This is a genomic window from Saccharibacillus deserti (assembly GCF_013618475.1).
In the GTDB taxonomy this organism is placed as follows: Bacteria; Bacillota; Bacilli; order Paenibacillales; family Paenibacillaceae; genus Saccharibacillus; species Saccharibacillus deserti.
Genome location: NZ_JABJVN010000002.1, coordinates 182,555 through 197,578 on the forward strand (window position 1 = coordinate 182,555; position 15,024 = coordinate 197,578).

Genomic DNA, 15,024 nt, shown 5'->3' on the forward strand with positions numbered 1-15,024 from the left:
AGCAAATCGCCAAAGGAGGACTATTCATGTCTACGAATCTTTCGGTCGAACTGAAAAAGAACGATATGGAAAAGGTCGAACAGGAAGCGAAGCAGGTCATTCAGAAAGTCGCCAACACCGACAATATGCAGCTCGACGAGCTGATGGACCAGATCGGACGGATGGGCCAGCGCACGATGGAAAAAGCGGGCCAATCGCTGGAGATGCTGCAGCGCCCGGTCAACGATATGGTCGCCGGGAAGCGTTCCGAAGTCGGGAACAATATCCTGCGGCTGCGTACCGAGATCGACTCGCTCAGCAAGAGCAAACAGGTCGGTTTTTTCGATAAGATTATGCGCAAGACCCCGCTCAAAAACTATATTTACAAATACCAATCGGTCAAAACGAATGTCGATGCGATCGTCATGTCGCTGCGCAACGGCAAAGATACGCTGGAAGAAAACATGGCGTATATGCGGAATCTCAAGCGTACCTCTATCGAGGAAGTGTACAATCTGCAGATGCGGATCGCGATGGGCAACCGCCTCAAAGCGTTGTTCGAGGAAGAGATCGCCAAGCCGGAAAATGCGGGCCGCAAAACGACGCTCGAACGCGGTCTCCGCAAAGTGGTCACGCGTATCCAGTCGTTTACCGAGATGATTCTGCTGTATCAGCAGGCAATTGCCGGTACGGATATTATCAACGACAACAATGACAAACTGATCGATTCCGTTGACGCGACGATTGACAAGACTCAGCATCTCATCACCGTGTCGGCCATGATCGCCATGGCGCTGCAGGATCAGATGGAGACGATCGAAGCGGTCAATACGGCCAATCAGACGCTGCAGAACATGTTCGAGGAGAACTCGCGCATGCTGAAAGAAACGACGCAAAAAACGAACGAACTGCTGGGCAAGCCGGCTATGCAGCTTGAAGCGGTCGAACGCGCGATGGGCGATCTGTTCACGGCGATGGATCTGTACGAGCAGTCGAATCGTACGATTATCAAGTCCGCAACGGAACAGACCGGACGCATGACGGAAATCAACCAGAAGATGAGCGACCGTCTGGGACTGATGCAGGGAAGCGGTACGGACTCCGAGCCTGCCCGCGTGGCTGCCGGACAAAGCGAAGCCCAGCGTCTGCAGTCGATCTCCAGCCTGCTGGAGTAGCGGGAAGATTCATACCGAATTAGATCGACGATAAAGGGAGGACTACCGAACGATGAACATCAAGATCCTGACTGCCCGCATGGAACGGATGGAAGACAAGAGCTACAAAGGCAAAGTGGAAGCGGAAGTCGAAGGACATAAAGAACCTTACGAACTGACGATCTACAGCAAAAACGGAAACCTGTGGGAATACAGTTTGCATTTCCTGCAGCAGCCGGGGCCGGAAGAAGAAATTCTGGCGTTTGAAGAACATATCGAAAGCGACGAAGAAGCTTTCGACAAGCTGGTCGATGCGGCTTGGGATACGATGGAACCTCAGGATGAAGAGGATTCGGAGAACGGGGCCGACGAGGAAGCTTGATTGAATGTTAAAAAATAAAGGCCGCTTTTTCCGGGTTAACGGGAAAAGGCGGCTTTTTGGGGTTTGGAGATTTGATTAGCTAAGATCGGGTATGACTTTCAAAAATGGTTTGGAATCGCTCGCTGGAAACCTTTGAACGCGGTTAACCCGTCCGCGTTCAAAGCTGTGAATAAAGTTGCTAATGGAGTTTTGAAAGTCATTTAATAAATACATTCCCGAAGGGGATCGCTTCCCGCAGGATCCGTTTCACCAAGCCGTCATCTTCCATATGTTCTCGAAGCTCCTGGCTGCGGGTGCCGCCGGCTTGAAGAAGCACATGGCCGCGGCCGGTCATTTTCCAATGATAATTCATATGCTGACTGGCCAGATGGTTGCCGTAGACGGCGAGATCAAGTCGGGCATTTTCCGGATAAGCGAGAATACTGCCGGCGTTGACATACAGAGGTTCTTTCTCATGCAGCTCGGCCTGAAAAACGGTGCCCTGCGTCATGATGCCGATCTGTCCTTCGCCGGAAAACTTCATCTTGATCGCGTCCTGCGTAATCAGCATATTCTTAAGCTTGAGGATACGGCTTTTCATTTCGATGCCTTCGGTGTAGAAAAACAGCTGGCGAAAGTCGTAGAGCATGTCGCTGCCGCCGCTGATGCGGAGCGTTTGCAGGCCGAATCCGGCGGGGAGAACGGCCGTAAACGCGCATTCGCCGCGAAAATCGGCGCGGATCAGCTTGCGTTTGCGCATCATGCGGCTGATCTCGAGCAGGCGGTCGCTTCGAAGTTTCGGATTGCCGCGGTACGCGATCACCTGCTGCGGATGCAGCACATGCGCCGTATCGTGCTCGCCCAACTCGAACGTATACGCTTGGGCGCCGAACGAATCGCCGGATTGTTCATGGGTGATGTTCATGCGACTCCTCCGTTCATCGTCTGCCGCGCAGTCCGAAACGCAGAACGCGAATCAGCAGGAAGTAACCGGCGAATAGGCCAATCAGCACGAAAATCACGATTTTCATCGTCTTGGCACTTTGATCGCGTTCCTGCTGGGCTTTATTCAGCAGGGCGACGGTGTCCTGCAGCTGTTTGTTTTGTTCATCCAGCCGCTCGTTCTGTTCGTTCAGTTGGGTGATTTGTGCGCGGTAGGTCTCCATGTCGTCCCGATAGGCTTGAAGATCCGACTTGGCGTCTTCAAGTTGGGTGACAGTCTCATTATAACTTTGACGAAGTTCGTTGACTTCGCTCGGAAGCTCGCCGAACATTTCGATTCCGTTGACAAAATTGTCGAAAGGTTCCCAGGCTTTGGCCTCGCGGCCTGCAGGAAGCAGAAGGAGACCGAGCAGGAGGGCGGCGGGAAAAGACTTGCGCAAAATACGGGAAAATCCATGTCTCATGGCAAGCGGTCACCTCGGTTTCGGGAATCGTATAGAGAGCGGAATAGGTCCGTTTTTGCGGAAAAAGGTTTAATGGACGCATGATCCGGGTATACATTAGAAGATGCGGCACCGGAGATTATTCTCGGTCCGGCCCTTTACTGCGCAAAGGATTGTACGTCATTAAGTGTACCGAAGTTCCGCGTAAAATACCAATCCCGACACAAAAACCAACGCTTTCCCAAGCGTTTTCTTATTCCGAATTATTGAACAGGAGTGAACCGATATGTACTCGACAAATTCAGACTTCAAAAAAATAAAGGTAACCGTAAACGGGCAACCCGTAGGCAACGGACTGGTGCTCGACAGCATCACGTTCCGCCCGATCACCGGAGAATCCGAAGGTCTTGAAACTCTCCGAAAAAGTGCCGTGAAATCGTAAAGCACCTGTCATTTTTTATCCGACTATACCAAAACGCTGTTTTCCCTGATCCGTCCGCCTGCCGGACAAAAAGGGAGACAGCGTTTTTTAATCTTTTTTATCTTCGGCGCGGATTTCGCATTAAGCTTGCGATCAGATTTCGAAGCGGTCTACCAGAGTGAACAAATTTTCGGACAAATGCGAGAGCATCGTGGAAGAAGCCTGGATTTCCTGCATGGAAGCATGCTGATCGCCCGAAGAGCCGGCCAACCGTTAAGCAGGCTCATAGGCTTCGTCGGCAATAGAGGAGCTGAGGCGGGTACGCTGGGCCACCGCATGGGCATCTTCCGCGAGACGTTTCACATCGGCCATTGCGGCATCAGCGCTTGTCAGGGAATCGGACCAAGCGCTGCGGACCGTACCAAACGATTCGGAAGCGGAAGCGACCTGATGCGAGCTATCCCGGACTTCCGTCAAAATGTCCCGAAAGCTTCGCGTCATTCGGTTGAAGTCCGAAGCCAGACGGGCCGTCTCGTCATGCCCCCGAATCTGAAATTCATCCAGGCTGAGGTCTCCCTGCGCCATCAGGGCGACGACTTTCCGATCTTTGCCTTCGCCCGAATAGATCGGCCCATAGCCGGTCTTCAGGCCGACGCCGTCGTAGCTGTAGACCTTTGAATAGGCGCCGTGCGACAGGGAGAGAGCCATTTTGCGGTCTTGGCCGGCGAAGTAAAACGAATCGCCGGCTTTGTAGCCGCGTGCGCTCAAGTTGGAGTCGGCCGCATTTACCAGACCCGCCGTGATATTGGCGCAGCCGACCAGCACGATTCCTACCGCTTCGTCGACCTGACCGTAAGCCGCCCGGTAAGCGAGCGGGCCGACCGCCAGCCCGATGACAAGAAACAGACTCACGATGGCGCTTGTGATTTTTCCGGCTAATTGCCTATCCGTTCATCCCCTAATTATACCGTTGAAAAACGCCGCGTCGACCGTCGCCGTCATTCGTGCAGAAAGCCGGAGTAAACGGAGAATCGGATAAAGACCGAGTTGTTGTCCCATACGTTCATATCCTGCAAGATTAGGGGGACGTCCTGCTGTGAGAAAAGTCGCTGGAACACGCACAATACACAATTTTAACAAAACAAAGCAGCGGATTCGCAAGTAGGAATGTAAAAAAGCGGATGCTTGCTCCGGCAGGAGCAGCATCCGCTTTTTATAAGAACCGAAGTCCGGGTTATTTCTTGACGGTAACGGAGATCGTGACCGTTTTATTGCCGTATTTGCCTTTGATTACAGTCTTGCCTTCGGCAAGCGCCGAAATTTGTCCGGCTGCCGAGATGGAAGCAACGGAAGGTTTCGAACTGGTCCATGTCGTCGAAGCGGCAACTTCAGCCGCAGCACCGGTATCGAAAGCGGCGGTCACGACGATTTTGGACGATGCGCCCGGAGCCAATTTAAGCGTCTTTTCGGCCGCGGTCAACTTGATCAGCTTGGGTACGACCCTGACATCGACACTCAGGGCCTGGCCTTGGTAAGAGCCGCTCAGCGTAGCCGTGCCTTCCGAGATCCCTTTTACCGACGTTGTCGCAATCGACGCGACCAGAGGGTTGGACGATTCCCAGCCGACTTTGCTGGCCAGGGAAACCTTGGAACCGTCCGCGTAGTAACCGGTCACTTTGATCGACTTGCTGGATTTGATATTCAGCTGGATCGAAGTCGGTTCCACGACGATTTTGGTAATTTTTTGCTCGATTTTCACCGGTACGGCAATCGACTTGTTCAGGTAGGTGCCTTTCAGGGAAGCCGAGCCTTTGAGCAGCGCCTTGATCTCCTGGCCTTTGTCGGTTTTCTTGATCACGGCATTGGCGCCGCTGACCGTCCAGGTAATCAGGGAAGAAATGTCTTTCTCCTGCCCGTCTTCCCAGACCGCATTAACGGTAGGAAGAGCGGAGGTTTCGCCTACGATCAAGTCAAGCGATTCGTCCGGACCGATCAGGACGAGGACCTTCTCGTTGACGGTGACTTTGAATTCGACCGTCTTGCTGCGTACCGATACGTCGCCCGAAGGCGTGTTGACGGAAGGAGCTTCCGGCAGGGAAGCGGTCAGCGTAACCGTACCGGCCGACTTGGCCACCACTTTGCCGTTTTCGATCGAAGCGATTTCGTCGTCGCCGGATTTCCATTTGACGTCTCCGCTCAGATCGAGCTTGGAATCGTCAAGTTTGAGTCCGCTGATCTTCGGAAGAGCTTCGGATTCGCCTTTGTACAATTCGGTTTCGGTCTTGGACGACTCCAGCGATTTCAGTGTCGGATAAACCGTGATTTTGATTTCTTTGGAAATGCCGCCGTATTCGGCTTTGATCGTGCTGCTTCCGAGAGCCTTGGCGGTTACTTTGCCGCCTTCGACTGTTGCGGCGAGCAGGCTGCTCGATGTCCATTTGGACTGTGCCGAGACGTCCAGCGAAGAGTTGGCACGGTCGCGGACTTCGGCTTTCATATCGATCGTTTCGCCAATGAACAGGGTTGTCGCTTCCGACGGAACGAGCAGAAGCGCTTCATACGGAGCACGGACGTAAACGTCAAGGCTTGCGCTAACGCCCAGGTATTGAACGGTAATCGTCGCTTTGCCGGCCGATTTGACCGTCAGCACGCCTTTTTCGACGGAAACGATCGATTCGTTGGATGTGCTCCATTCGGCGTCCGCGGTAACTTCGTGCTCGGCGCTGCCTCCGGCAGCCGGAGCGACGGATTTGAGTTTCGTTTCATCGCCGACAAGCAGTTCCAGACTGGAAACGGCTTTGTCCGCTTCGCGGATCTCCAGGGAGGAGTACGGGAGCTCGACGCTGGCTTTGAATGTGCCGGTCTGTCCTTTGTACTTGGCGGTAACGGTAGCCGTGCCTTTGCCGACGAGCTTGACCTGTCCGGCTTCGACCGTCAGCACGTTCGGGTTGGAGCTGGTCCAGGTTGCGAGCGCGGTAACATCGGTAACGGTATCTTTTTCTTCGCCGCCCGTAAGCTTGGCCGTAATCTTCAATTCGCTTTCGGAATCGCCCAGTTTGTATGTACCGCTCTTGGCCGATTCAAGGGCAAGCTTCGTATACGGATAGGAAGCCGAGACTTCAACCGTGGCAATCGCGCCTTCATAAGTGGCGGTAATGATCGCGTCTCCGCTGGATTTCGGAGTGACGAGACCTTTGATTACCTGTGCAACCTCTTCGTCCGAAGAAGTCCACACCGCCGAGGCCGTTATATCTTTTTTGGAAGTGGAGCCTTCGACCGTGGCATACACTTTAAGCTGCTTTGCCGACTGACCGATGACCAGTTCTTTTTTTGCCGTGTCGTCGAACGCAATCGAGGTGACGTCTCCCGTAGCGGCAAATGCATTGGCCGGAAAGACGATGGCGGCAATTACCAGCAGAAGGGCCAGGGTACGCATCACTCTTTTTTGTCGGATCATGATCTTCTCCTTCGATAAACAAGTTTTTTGGATCTGTGGATTGAGCCTCTGCCCAAGCCGTCTTTTCTATTATCGAATAAAAAGTCCTCCAACATTACCTTTTTTATATAAAAAACTGGAAATGGTTAATTTGACCTACGTCCGATTATGCGGGTTTTGGAACGTATGTTCGATCAATGTGCAAAAAAATAAACGCAATCCGCAGGAATACCGCTCCGCAGCAGAAAATGTTCGAAAGATTCGCCCGGGATCGGTTCCGTACCGCTGGTCAGCAGAAGCATCGCAAAGCGGTTGGCCTGACGTTCAAGCTTGCCGGCGCTGAAAAATGAATGTTCTTCGATAAAAAAACGGTTGACGCCTTTGTGCAGACGGTCGTGACCGAGTTCATGCGCACAGACGAAATTGCGCCATTCTTCCGGCAGCTGTTCGTTGATGACGATAAAACGCCTGCGCAGCTTGCAGTAATACAGACCTTTGGTCGACTTGCCGAGATCCATGTAACGGATATGAATACCGAGCGCTTCCGCCATGGCGAACGGATCGGTTGTGCGGGTGGTGCAGATCAGGCGGGTTACGAGTTTCTTCATCGGGTCCACCGTCCATGTCCTCCTTTGGCGGAATGTCTGTCGCAGCACAGTCAAGGAACCGGCCTGCCGTTCTAACTCCTGCGTTTGTTCATTTGTTTCGCTTCCCAGAACAGGCCGGTCAGTACATCCTTGATCCGCTGTTTGTCTTCTTTGTCCAAAGGAATGCCGTCGAACATCAACTCGCCGTCTTCTTCCAGCATCTTCTTGAAATCGCGCTTGTCGCGAGAAGTGGCCCAATCCGGAGCCGAAGTCTCGTGCGCATCGTGCAGATAGCCGGCTTCATTCATCATTTCTTCGTACGAAACGCCGAGCGCCTGGGCAATCTTGGTGATCGTCTGCGGCTTGGGTACGCCGCGGAGCCCGTGCTCGATCCGGGAAATCTGCGACGTGCTGACGCCCGCGGCACCAGCCAGGCGGTTGATGCTCCAGCCTTTGCGTTCGCGAACCTGTTTCAAATAACTGCCGAACCGGTTTTCCATGTGCGCACCCTTCCTCGCTTCGTCAATTTGGCCGATCGCCCTGAGGCGTTCCATCTCTTTTTAATATACCCAATATCCGGTGCCGGGTAAATGTGTTTGCCGAAATATTGCCAAAAGGCGGAAATGACAATTGTCTCTTTACGTGTTTGGAAAAAATGTGGTAAGGTTAAAATAAAAATACGAACAATATGCGAACAGGGATGGGGGTAGAAAAGGATTTTTTTGATCATTTTGTTGCCAAAAGACAATATAAGGGGAGAGGAAAATGGAGCATGCATTGGATCTGCCGAAACTTGACCGCCGCAAGACCCAAGCCGCTATCGAAGGAGCCATGGAAAAATACCGGATGTACAAAACGATTACATTCGAGGAAAGGGAAGCCCGTATTACTTCTTCCTATAATGAAGTGCCTTCCGGATTCACGGGAACGCCCAGCGATTCCACCGCTGCCGCCGCTGTATACAACGTCGATATGCCCGCCGCCCGCGCCGCTTACTGCGAACGGATCGAGCGGATCGCCGAGCGGTTGAACGAGCGGGAACGCCTGCTGCTGCGCGAACGTTACATGAAGCAGGATGACGTATTCGATTACAAGGTATACAACCATGTATTCGATCCGCCGGTCAGCAAGGATACGTACGTCAAGGTAAGAACCGCCGCTTTCTACAAAATGGCGCTGATGCTGTCGGCGACGGGGATGCTTGAATTGGACGGTCTGCTGGCCAAAGCGGCGGAAGGGAAAAAGCGCGAACCGGAGAAGCGGAGATAGGAAAGGAAAGCGCCGGCAACGCTTTTTCGGATACATTCTTTTTTATTCAGCATAAAAGGGAACGATCCCGCTTCTGTCTTGTCTATAAAGTATAGAAGAGGTGAGAAGATGGATAAACCGAAAGAAGGTTCCGGCGAATATATGGAGGCCATGGACCCGGATACCGTCGTGCGCACACACTGGAGCGAGGTGTGGAAATATCTCTTCTTCATGACGGGAAGCCGTTTCGCCGCCGACGATCTGACCCAGGACACTTTCATCAAAGCACTGCGTACGCTGGACGGATTCAGACACGAGTCTTCGCTCAAGACCTGGCTGATGCGTATCGCGCGGAACACGTATATCAACCACAAACGCTCGGCTTTTATGCGGCGCGTCGTTCCGTCGGCAGAGATCGAGCCGGATGCTTCGGCGGCCTCGGCGGAGAAGGAGTATCTGGCCGAAGCGGGAGAGCGAAAAGTCTGGGAGCTGGTCTTCCGTCTGCCGGACAAGCTTCGCGAAACGCTGCTGCTGGAAGCGCACTACGACATGACCGCGCGGGAATGCGCCCGGCTGCTCGGAATACCGGAAGGCACCTACAAATCTCGGCTGTCGCGTGCCAGAAGCCGGATCGATCGCATGATGAAAGAGGAGGAACGCGGATGAACCGATTCAAAACGCCGGAAGACCGCCGGGAAGACGAAGCGGAGAAGAACAGTCGGCCGAATTGGTACGAAGTATTGGCGCGCGAGCCGGGGACGATGAGTACGGAACCCACGCTTGCGCAGATGCGCAAAATCAAGGAGGAATCAGGTATGGAACATACACAGGGATCGGCCAAACGCAGAGGAAAGAAAATAGGAGGCTCTATTCTGGCGGCTGCCGTCGTTTTCGGGGGTCTGTGGGGAGCGAACTCGGCGGGTTGGCTGGACGGAGAAGCGCCCAAAGCCGCGTATACCCAAGCCTCCCCGGGATCGGATCCGGGCGGCGTCCAGACGGGAGGCGGCATAAACTGGCAGACGGAAGAAGAGGTTGCCAAGTCCGAAAAGGAAGCCGAGACCCAGGCTCGGGCTGTCGCCGAAAATTTCAAACGTGAGGATCTGACGGTGACCCAAGCCCAGAAGAAAGTATTCGAACAAGAGTTTCAATATGGTGAACAAAGTATGATCGACTGGATCGACAAACGCCATGCCGAATTGTCCGTATATGCGGAAAAAAGCTTCTTGTCGAGCTATTTTACGAATCGGGCGGGCAACATTCCCTATGAAGCGGCGATCCGCACAGACTCGGAATTGACTGTGGAAAATCTGAAGATGACGACGAGAAGCGTAAAAGTGGAAGTCGGCGAGGTCATCTTCGACTATACGCTCGATCTGGTGTTTTCCGGCGAACAGGAGACGCTGCCGATGACAGGATCGATCCGGATGGAAAAAGGCGAAGACGGATGGAAAGTGCTGAAAGATACGCCGGGCAAAGAAGGATTCCTGGCGCTTTATAAACTGGCATGGCCGGAGCCGTCGCCGCCGGCAGAGGGTACGAATTCCGACGAACCTGCGAAATAAGCGACGACCGATGCAGCGAAACCCCAAGGCCCCTGACTCCGAAAAACCGAAAAGCCGCGATTCCCGATTCGGGAGACGCGGCTTTTTGACGAGGGAATCAGGCGCAGGAAAACCGCCGCGAAGCGGTTTTCCCGAAAAAAGCGAAAAAAAACAGGCGTCGGAAAAATCCGCTGCCTGGTCGTAGAAGTCCGCTAAGCGGACTTGAGCTTACATGTTGTATTTCTTTTTGAAGCGTTCAACTTGGCCGCCGGCATCCAGAATTTTCTGTTTGCCAGTGAAGAATGGGTGCGAATCGGAGCTAACTTCCACTTTGATCAGCGGGTAAGTGTTGCCGTCTTCCCAAGCTACGGTTTCGTTGGATTTACGAGTCGAGGCGCTCAGGAACTGGTGCCCTGTGCTCGTGTCCATGAATACCACGGGTTGGAAGTCCGGATGGATTCCTTGTTTCATTTATTTTCAACTCCTTCTTAAAATAATAAATAATCACATACACTATATAGTAGCATAGGGCAAGCGTGTTGACAATAAACAATTCTAAGAGAAATCGTGACAATATGCAACAGGAAGATAGGCCGTCGTGATAAACGGTCCGTCAAGCAGCGTAAGCCTCCCTATATAGATGAAGAAACAGGTGAGGGAGTTAAGCGGGAAAGGGCGGAAATCGAAGTCGCTCGCATTCCGGAAAAAGCGAAGAAACCGCGCGGCTGCGGGGATTGCCTCGAAGGCCGCCTTTTTCCCGCCGAAAGATCGTCTTTTTCCCTCCGTTTATCGGACGAAAACCGGACGCTTCTCCGTCTTTGTTTGGTGAAAAAGGCGGTAAGATTGTATCATCGGGAAGTTGAGCAAGAGGCCGGGCGCCGAAAGCTCGAAGAAGCTGGAATCACGCAGAAAAGACGGGTGCGGCCCTACGGGGCCAGGCAGCCGTTTTTGTCATGGCTCAAACTCGTACTCCCGAAAAATAGAACTTATCGAAGCGAAAGAAGGGATTAGGAACAGCGAGCCGATTCTCTAAGGAGGTATTGATTGTAGAAAGCTGTAATCAACTATTTGTTAGGAGGTATAAATATGTTAATCGCACTGCTTCTCGTATTGGTCGGAATCGACTGGACAACGGGTTGGACGGCTGCGTGGATGCGCAGAGAGATTAGGAAACGTATCGCGTTTATCGGTATCTTGCGCAAAGCGGCAGTTTTCGCAATCGTTGCAATTGCCCATCTGATTGATGGGGTCTTGGGCGATCTGCATCTTTTTCGTGATGCGGTTGTCTTTTTCTATCTGGCCAATGAGCTGATGTCCGTTATTGAAAATATGGGCAAAATGGGTGTGCCGATGCCAAATTTTCTGCATAGTGCAGTGCGGATTTTTCAATTCAAATCGAATTCGGACGAAAATGTACATTTGGTCGAAAGTAAGCAGCCGGAGGCGGCAGCGCTGGAGACAGAAAATACTACTTCAACTTTCGAAGGTATGCCAGAGTCTTACGAAAAGCCGGATTTTTAAAAGCATGATGTCAGGTCTATGAAGAAAGGAGTATCAAAAATGAATACAAATCTATATTCCATCGAGCGCCGCTACATCGCCAAGCGCCCGAATACCAGACCCGGCCTCCGGCTGACAACCGGAACGCCGGCTTTTTTTGTTGCGCACGATACCGGCAATCCCGGCGCGGGTGCAGACAGCCATTACCGCTACTTCAACGCGCTCACGGACCGTTCCGCTTCGGCGCATACGTTCATCGACGACAAAAAGATTCTCGAAATCATCCCTGCCGGAACGGATAAGGCCCCCGCCGAGAAAGCCTGGCATGTCCTCTACAATGTGACAAGCGACAACGAACGGTTCGGCTATAACGCCAACGATGCCGCGCTCGGCGTAGAGCTGTGCTACGGCGGGAACATCGATTTCGAACAAGCGTACAAGCGGTTCGCCTGGTATTTGGCCTACTGCTGCGCCAGATGGAACAAAGACCCCCGTCTGTTCATTCCGAGCCATAAGCAGCTGGATCCCGCGCGCAAAATCGACTGCGACAACGGGCTTAAGTCCGGCGGGAGAACGCTCAAAGAGCTGATCGCCGACGTGACGGCCGAACTTGCGGAGCCGGCACATGTACCGCACGGCGGACAGGGGGCTTCGGCAGGCGCAGGGAATTCCGGCGGCTGCGCGGGCACCCCGGACCCTTCCGAAGCGGGCGGCGGTTCATCCAACCCGGCGCCGAGTTTGGATTTCACGCCGCTGTCCGCCGATCTCGCGCAGTCGCTGATCGCCGAATATGTGCGACCTGCCTGGGCCGCCGCGCGCGCTTCGCATCAGCAGCCGGAAGCGGAGCATTTTCATCGGCTGGCCGCCAATCTGCGTGCCGCGGCGGGAATCGGCGAGCGGCAGCAGAAGCTGCCGCAGGCCGTCAAGCTGCACAAATCCAACGCCCAGGAGATGATTTTTCGTTGGCTGTCCCCTGCGTGGTACCGTGCCCAAGCGGCAGACGATACGAAAGCGGCCGCTTCCGCGCACGAACGGGCCAATCGTCTTCGCCTGGCCGCAGGGCTTCCCGAACAGTAGAAAAGGTTTATCCGTCCGCTCAAGCGGCAGTCCGTCGAACAAAGGCAGGTCTTCCGATTGCGGAAGACCTGCCTTTTTGCGTGGGATCGGCGGCTTTGTTTGAAACGGTGCGCGATTCTGTGACGCTTGTCCGCGCGCGGATTCGGATAGAGAGGCTAAGCTTGAGAAAACCCATATACATAAGGAGAGAACAGCCCATGCCGAATCCCGCACTTCCCACCCCTTCCGAGCGCGCTTTCGCCCCGAATTCCGATTCTTCTTCAACCCCGGCCGCTCCCAAATCTCCGTTCGCCGTCTTCCTGCTCATCGTCCTGCATCTGATCTTGGCCCTCGGCGCAATCGGCGGCGGCGTGATGCTGATTTTCGATCCGGGCGGAACCTCGATGGGTATGCCCGTTGCGCTGCTGGAACGGGCCTTTTTCCGCAGCTTTCTGATCCCGGGCATTCTTCTGCTGCTGATCTTCGGCTTATTCCCGCTTGCGGTTGCCTACGGACTCTGGCGCCGGCCCGGCTGGGCAGCAGCCGAAGCCGTGAATCCGTACCGCGCCGAACTGCATCCGGTTTGGGTACTGTCGCTCTACGTCGGATTCGGCCAGATCATCTGGATTGCCGTTCAAACCTATATGATGAACCGCGTTTCCGCCGTGCAGCTGCTCTATACGGGACAGGGGCTTGCGATTCTGATCGTGACGCTGCTGCCTTCGGTTCGAAGCCGGTTTTTGAAAAAGTGAAAACGGCCGCCGGTCCCCGATTTTTTGCAGGCTGCCGTACAAACGTTCCCGGATTCAAAGCGATGCCTCTGGTATAATGAATAGCGGATGCCCCAAGCTCTTTTATACGCGGGCGAAAACAGGTATAATCGACTCCAACTGATTCATCAGGCAGAAAGGGCGGGGCTGGAGAGATATGGGTTTGACGGATAAAAGAGAACACCGGCAGCATGCCGAAGACAAACACGAAGCATCGAGGTCCTCGTTCGAACGGGATTATTCGCGGCTTATCCATTCTCCGACATTTCGCCGGCTGCAGGGCAAGTCGCAGGTATTCGGCGCAGGCACGGGAGATTACTACCGCACACGGCTCACGCATTCGCTCGAAGTCGCGCAGATCGCGCGGCAGGCGGCGAAGAATCTCGTGTTCCAATATCCGGAGATCACGCTGGAACGCGCCGACAGCCCGGGATTGGTGCTGGACCCGGAAGTGGTCGAATGCGCGTCGATCGCGCACGATTTCGGTCATCCTCCGTTCGGACACAAAGGCGAGGAAGTGCTGGCGGATATTCTGGACAAGCTGATCGAGGAGAAGACGCGCAAAGCGCTCCGGGGCAAGAAAGAATCCAATGAGCAAAAAAGGGAAAAACACAGCGAGATGCGCTACCGCTACGAACATTTCGAGGGCAACGCGCACAATTTTCGGTTAATGATGTTTTTGGAGAAAAGGGAAAACCTCGACGGGCTCAATCTGTCCGACGCGGTGCTTCTGGGGATCAACAAATATCCGTTCTCCGGACTTGAAAATAAAAAAGGCATGTACCGAAACGAATGGGGCTATATTTCCGCCATCCGCAAAGAATGGGGCATTCCGGAACGCCGGACGACGCTCGAAGCGCAGCTGATGGATCTGTGCGACGATATTGCGTACTCCGCGCACGATTTGGAAGACGGCATTAAGGCGGGCAAGATCGAGGTCCACGAACATTTCATGCATGACGAAGGAACCCACCGTCTGATCCTGGAGAAAATCCAGACGCTCGAAGACCGGGTCTGGCAGGGGATGGAACGCGAAGCGATCAGCATGAAAGTCGGCGCGGTGCTGGACGATTACCTGCAGGCCTGGAATTCGAAGTGGCCGGTATGCGACCGCGACTTTTCCCGAACGCGCCGCGAAGTGAAAGCGTATTGGGTCAACCATTTCGTCAGCAGCTTGGGCGTGATCGACGACGGCGGCTGGAAAAAGGTCACGTTCGTCAAAGACGGCGCGGAAAACGACGACATGCTGCGGACGGTGAGCGTGCTCAAAAGTTTTGCGTGGGTGACCATGATCCGCGATCTTCGCGTTCAGCGCCTGCAAAAACGCAGCGAATGGATCATCCGCCGGCTGTGGGACGCTTTCGTCGATCCGTCCACCGCCACTTCGATCATTCCGGGCGACTGGATCCACCGCTTCGAGCGCGATCAGCGCCAGGCGGTACCGGTCTGGACGTGGGAGCGTATGGTCGTCGATTACATTGCCGGCATGACGGATATGTTTGCCGAGAAAATCTATAACGAACTGTACGGACTCAAGGTCGGGTCCATCTACGATATCGATTAAGCCGGGCAGCGCTCCGCAACGA

At 54.0% G+C, this 15,024-nt stretch carries 16 protein-coding genes; 9 read left to right on the forward strand and 7 right to left on the reverse strand.

The genetic code is table 11. The annotated features are described in order from the left end of the window. Nucleotides 1-26 precede the first annotated feature (26 nt). Both HOP44_RS06895 and HOP44_RS06900 read left to right on the forward strand, forming a co-directional pair. Nucleotides 27-1,154 (forward strand): toxic anion resistance protein, encoded by a 1,128-nt coding sequence (locus tag HOP44_RS06895; RefSeq protein WP_172251888.1) that lies wholly within the window; start codon nucleotides 27-29, stop codon nucleotides 1,152-1,154. 52 nt (nucleotides 1,155-1,206) lie between these two features. After that, nucleotides 1,207-1,515 (forward strand): hypothetical protein, encoded by a 309-nt coding sequence (locus HOP44_RS06900; RefSeq protein ID WP_172251890.1) that lies wholly within the window; start codon nucleotides 1,207-1,209, stop codon nucleotides 1,513-1,515. Nucleotides 1,516-1,711: 196 nt separating this feature from the next. Here HOP44_RS06900 and HOP44_RS06905 read toward each other — a convergent pair whose 3' ends face one another. From HOP44_RS06905 to HOP44_RS06930, 6 genes are all read right to left on the reverse strand, one after another. Further along, the gene (locus HOP44_RS06905; protein WP_172251892.1) at nucleotides 1,712-2,419 is read right to left on the reverse strand and encodes an AIM24 family protein; all 708 of its coding nucleotides are present in this window, start codon (nucleotides 2,417-2,419) and stop codon (nucleotides 1,712-1,714) included. Nucleotides 2,420-2,432: 13 nt separating this feature from the next. After that, a complete protein-coding gene (locus HOP44_RS06910; RefSeq protein WP_172251894.1) occupies nucleotides 2,433-2,900 on the reverse strand; it encodes a hypothetical protein in 468 nt (155 codons plus the stop codon). A gap of 673 nt (nucleotides 2,901-3,573) precedes the next feature. Next, nucleotides 3,574-4,212 (reverse strand): methyl-accepting chemotaxis protein, encoded by a 639-nt coding sequence (locus HOP44_RS06915; protein WP_172251896.1) that lies wholly within the window; start codon nucleotides 4,210-4,212, stop codon nucleotides 3,574-3,576. 322 nt (nucleotides 4,213-4,534) lie between these two features. Further along, nucleotides 4,535-6,757, reverse strand: a complete 2,223-nt coding sequence (locus HOP44_RS06920; protein ID WP_172251898.1) for an Ig-like domain-containing protein — start codon at nucleotides 6,755-6,757, stop codon at nucleotides 4,535-4,537. 173 nt (nucleotides 6,758-6,930) lie between these two features. Beyond that, nucleotides 6,931-7,344 (reverse strand): ImmA/IrrE family metallo-endopeptidase, encoded by a 414-nt coding sequence (locus HOP44_RS06925; protein WP_172252970.1) that lies wholly within the window; start codon nucleotides 7,342-7,344, stop codon nucleotides 6,931-6,933. Between the two features lie 71 nt (nucleotides 7,345-7,415). Next, complete coding sequence (locus HOP44_RS06930) at nucleotides 7,416-7,823, reverse strand: helix-turn-helix domain-containing protein (RefSeq protein WP_172251900.1); 408 nt, start codon at nucleotides 7,821-7,823, stop codon at nucleotides 7,416-7,418. Nucleotides 7,824-8,088: 265 nt separating this feature from the next. Here HOP44_RS06930 and HOP44_RS06935 point away from each other — a divergent pair, with 265 nt between their 5' ends. From HOP44_RS06935 to HOP44_RS06945, 3 genes are all read left to right on the forward strand, one after another. Continuing rightward, a complete protein-coding gene (locus HOP44_RS06935; RefSeq protein ID WP_172251902.1) occupies nucleotides 8,089-8,592 on the forward strand; it encodes an ArpU family phage packaging/lysis transcriptional regulator in 504 nt (167 codons plus the stop codon). A gap of 108 nt (nucleotides 8,593-8,700) precedes the next feature. Continuing rightward, nucleotides 8,701-9,237 carry an RNA polymerase sigma factor gene (locus HOP44_RS06940; protein ID WP_246369673.1) on the forward strand — a complete coding sequence of 179 codons (537 nt, stop codon included), beginning with the start codon at nucleotides 8,701-8,703 and terminating at the stop codon, nucleotides 9,235-9,237. Further along, the gene (locus HOP44_RS06945) at nucleotides 9,234-10,133 is read left to right on the forward strand and encodes a hypothetical protein (protein ID WP_172251904.1); all 900 of its coding nucleotides are present in this window, start codon (nucleotides 9,234-9,236) and stop codon (nucleotides 10,131-10,133) included. Before HOP44_RS06940 ends, HOP44_RS06945 begins: the two co-directional genes overlap by 4 nt. A 207-nt stretch (nucleotides 10,134-10,340) precedes the next feature. Here HOP44_RS06945 and HOP44_RS06950 read toward each other — a convergent pair whose 3' ends face one another. Then, a complete protein-coding gene (locus HOP44_RS06950) occupies nucleotides 10,341-10,583 on the reverse strand; it encodes a type B 50S ribosomal protein L31 (RefSeq protein WP_141448844.1) in 243 nt (80 codons plus the stop codon). Between the two features lie 588 nt (nucleotides 10,584-11,171). Between HOP44_RS06950 and HOP44_RS06955 the strand changes: the two genes are divergently transcribed. The 4 genes from HOP44_RS06955 (at nucleotide 11,172) to HOP44_RS06970 (ending at nucleotide 15,002) form a co-directional block, all read left to right on the forward strand. Next, nucleotides 11,172-11,633 (forward strand): phage holin family protein, encoded by a 462-nt coding sequence (locus tag HOP44_RS06955; protein ID WP_343059832.1) that lies wholly within the window; start codon nucleotides 11,172-11,174, stop codon nucleotides 11,631-11,633. A gap of 39 nt (nucleotides 11,634-11,672) precedes the next feature. Beyond that, a complete protein-coding gene (locus HOP44_RS06960) occupies nucleotides 11,673-12,689 on the forward strand; it encodes a peptidoglycan recognition protein family protein (RefSeq protein WP_172251908.1) in 1,017 nt (338 codons plus the stop codon). Nucleotides 12,690-12,886: 197 nt separating this feature from the next. Then, nucleotides 12,887-13,420: a hypothetical protein gene (locus tag HOP44_RS06965; protein ID WP_246369675.1), complete on the forward strand. Its 534-nt coding sequence runs from the start codon at nucleotides 12,887-12,889 to the stop codon at nucleotides 13,418-13,420. Between the two features lie 175 nt (nucleotides 13,421-13,595). Beyond that, nucleotides 13,596-15,002 carry a deoxyguanosinetriphosphate triphosphohydrolase family protein gene (locus tag HOP44_RS06970; protein ID WP_172251910.1) on the forward strand — a complete coding sequence of 469 codons (1,407 nt, stop codon included), beginning with the start codon at nucleotides 13,596-13,598 and terminating at the stop codon, nucleotides 15,000-15,002. Nucleotides 15,003-15,024 lie beyond the last annotated feature (22 nt).

Coding starts and splice junctions, on each gene's coding strand:
- HOP44_RS06895 (WP_172251888.1), top strand. CDS start 27: ATGTCTACGAATCTTTCGGTCGAACTGAAAAAGAACGATATGGAAAAG.
- HOP44_RS06900 (WP_172251890.1), top strand. CDS start 1,207: ATGAACATCAAGATCCTGACTGCCCGCATGGAACGGATGGAAGACAAG.
- HOP44_RS06905 (WP_172251892.1), bottom strand. CDS start 2,419: ATGAACATCACCCATGAACAATCCGGCGATTCGTTCGGCGCCCAAGCG.
- HOP44_RS06910 (WP_172251894.1), bottom strand. CDS start 2,900: ATGAGACATGGATTTTCCCGTATTTTGCGCAAGTCTTTTCCCGCCGCC.
- HOP44_RS06920 (WP_172251898.1), bottom strand. CDS start 6,757: ATGATCCGACAAAAAAGAGTGATGCGTACCCTGGCCCTTCTGCTGGTA.
- HOP44_RS06925 (WP_172252970.1), bottom strand. CDS start 7,344: ATGAAGAAACTCGTAACCCGCCTGATCTGCACCACCCGCACAACCGAT.
- HOP44_RS06930 (WP_172251900.1), bottom strand. CDS start 7,823: ATGGAAAACCGGTTCGGCAGTTATTTGAAACAGGTTCGCGAACGCAAA.
- HOP44_RS06935 (WP_172251902.1), top strand. CDS start 8,089: ATGGAGCATGCATTGGATCTGCCGAAACTTGACCGCCGCAAGACCCAA.
- HOP44_RS06940 (WP_246369673.1), top strand. CDS start 8,701: ATGGATAAACCGAAAGAAGGTTCCGGCGAATATATGGAGGCCATGGAC.
- HOP44_RS06945 (WP_172251904.1), top strand. CDS start 9,234: ATGAACCGATTCAAAACGCCGGAAGACCGCCGGGAAGACGAAGCGGAG.
- HOP44_RS06950 (WP_141448844.1), bottom strand. CDS start 10,583: ATGAAACAAGGAATCCATCCGGACTTCCAACCCGTGGTATTCATGGAC.
- HOP44_RS06960 (WP_172251908.1), top strand. CDS start 11,673: ATGAATACAAATCTATATTCCATCGAGCGCCGCTACATCGCCAAGCGC.
- HOP44_RS06965 (WP_246369675.1), top strand. CDS start 12,887: ATGCCGAATCCCGCACTTCCCACCCCTTCCGAGCGCGCTTTCGCCCCG.
- HOP44_RS06970 (WP_172251910.1), top strand. CDS start 13,596: ATGGGTTTGACGGATAAAAGAGAACACCGGCAGCATGCCGAAGACAAA.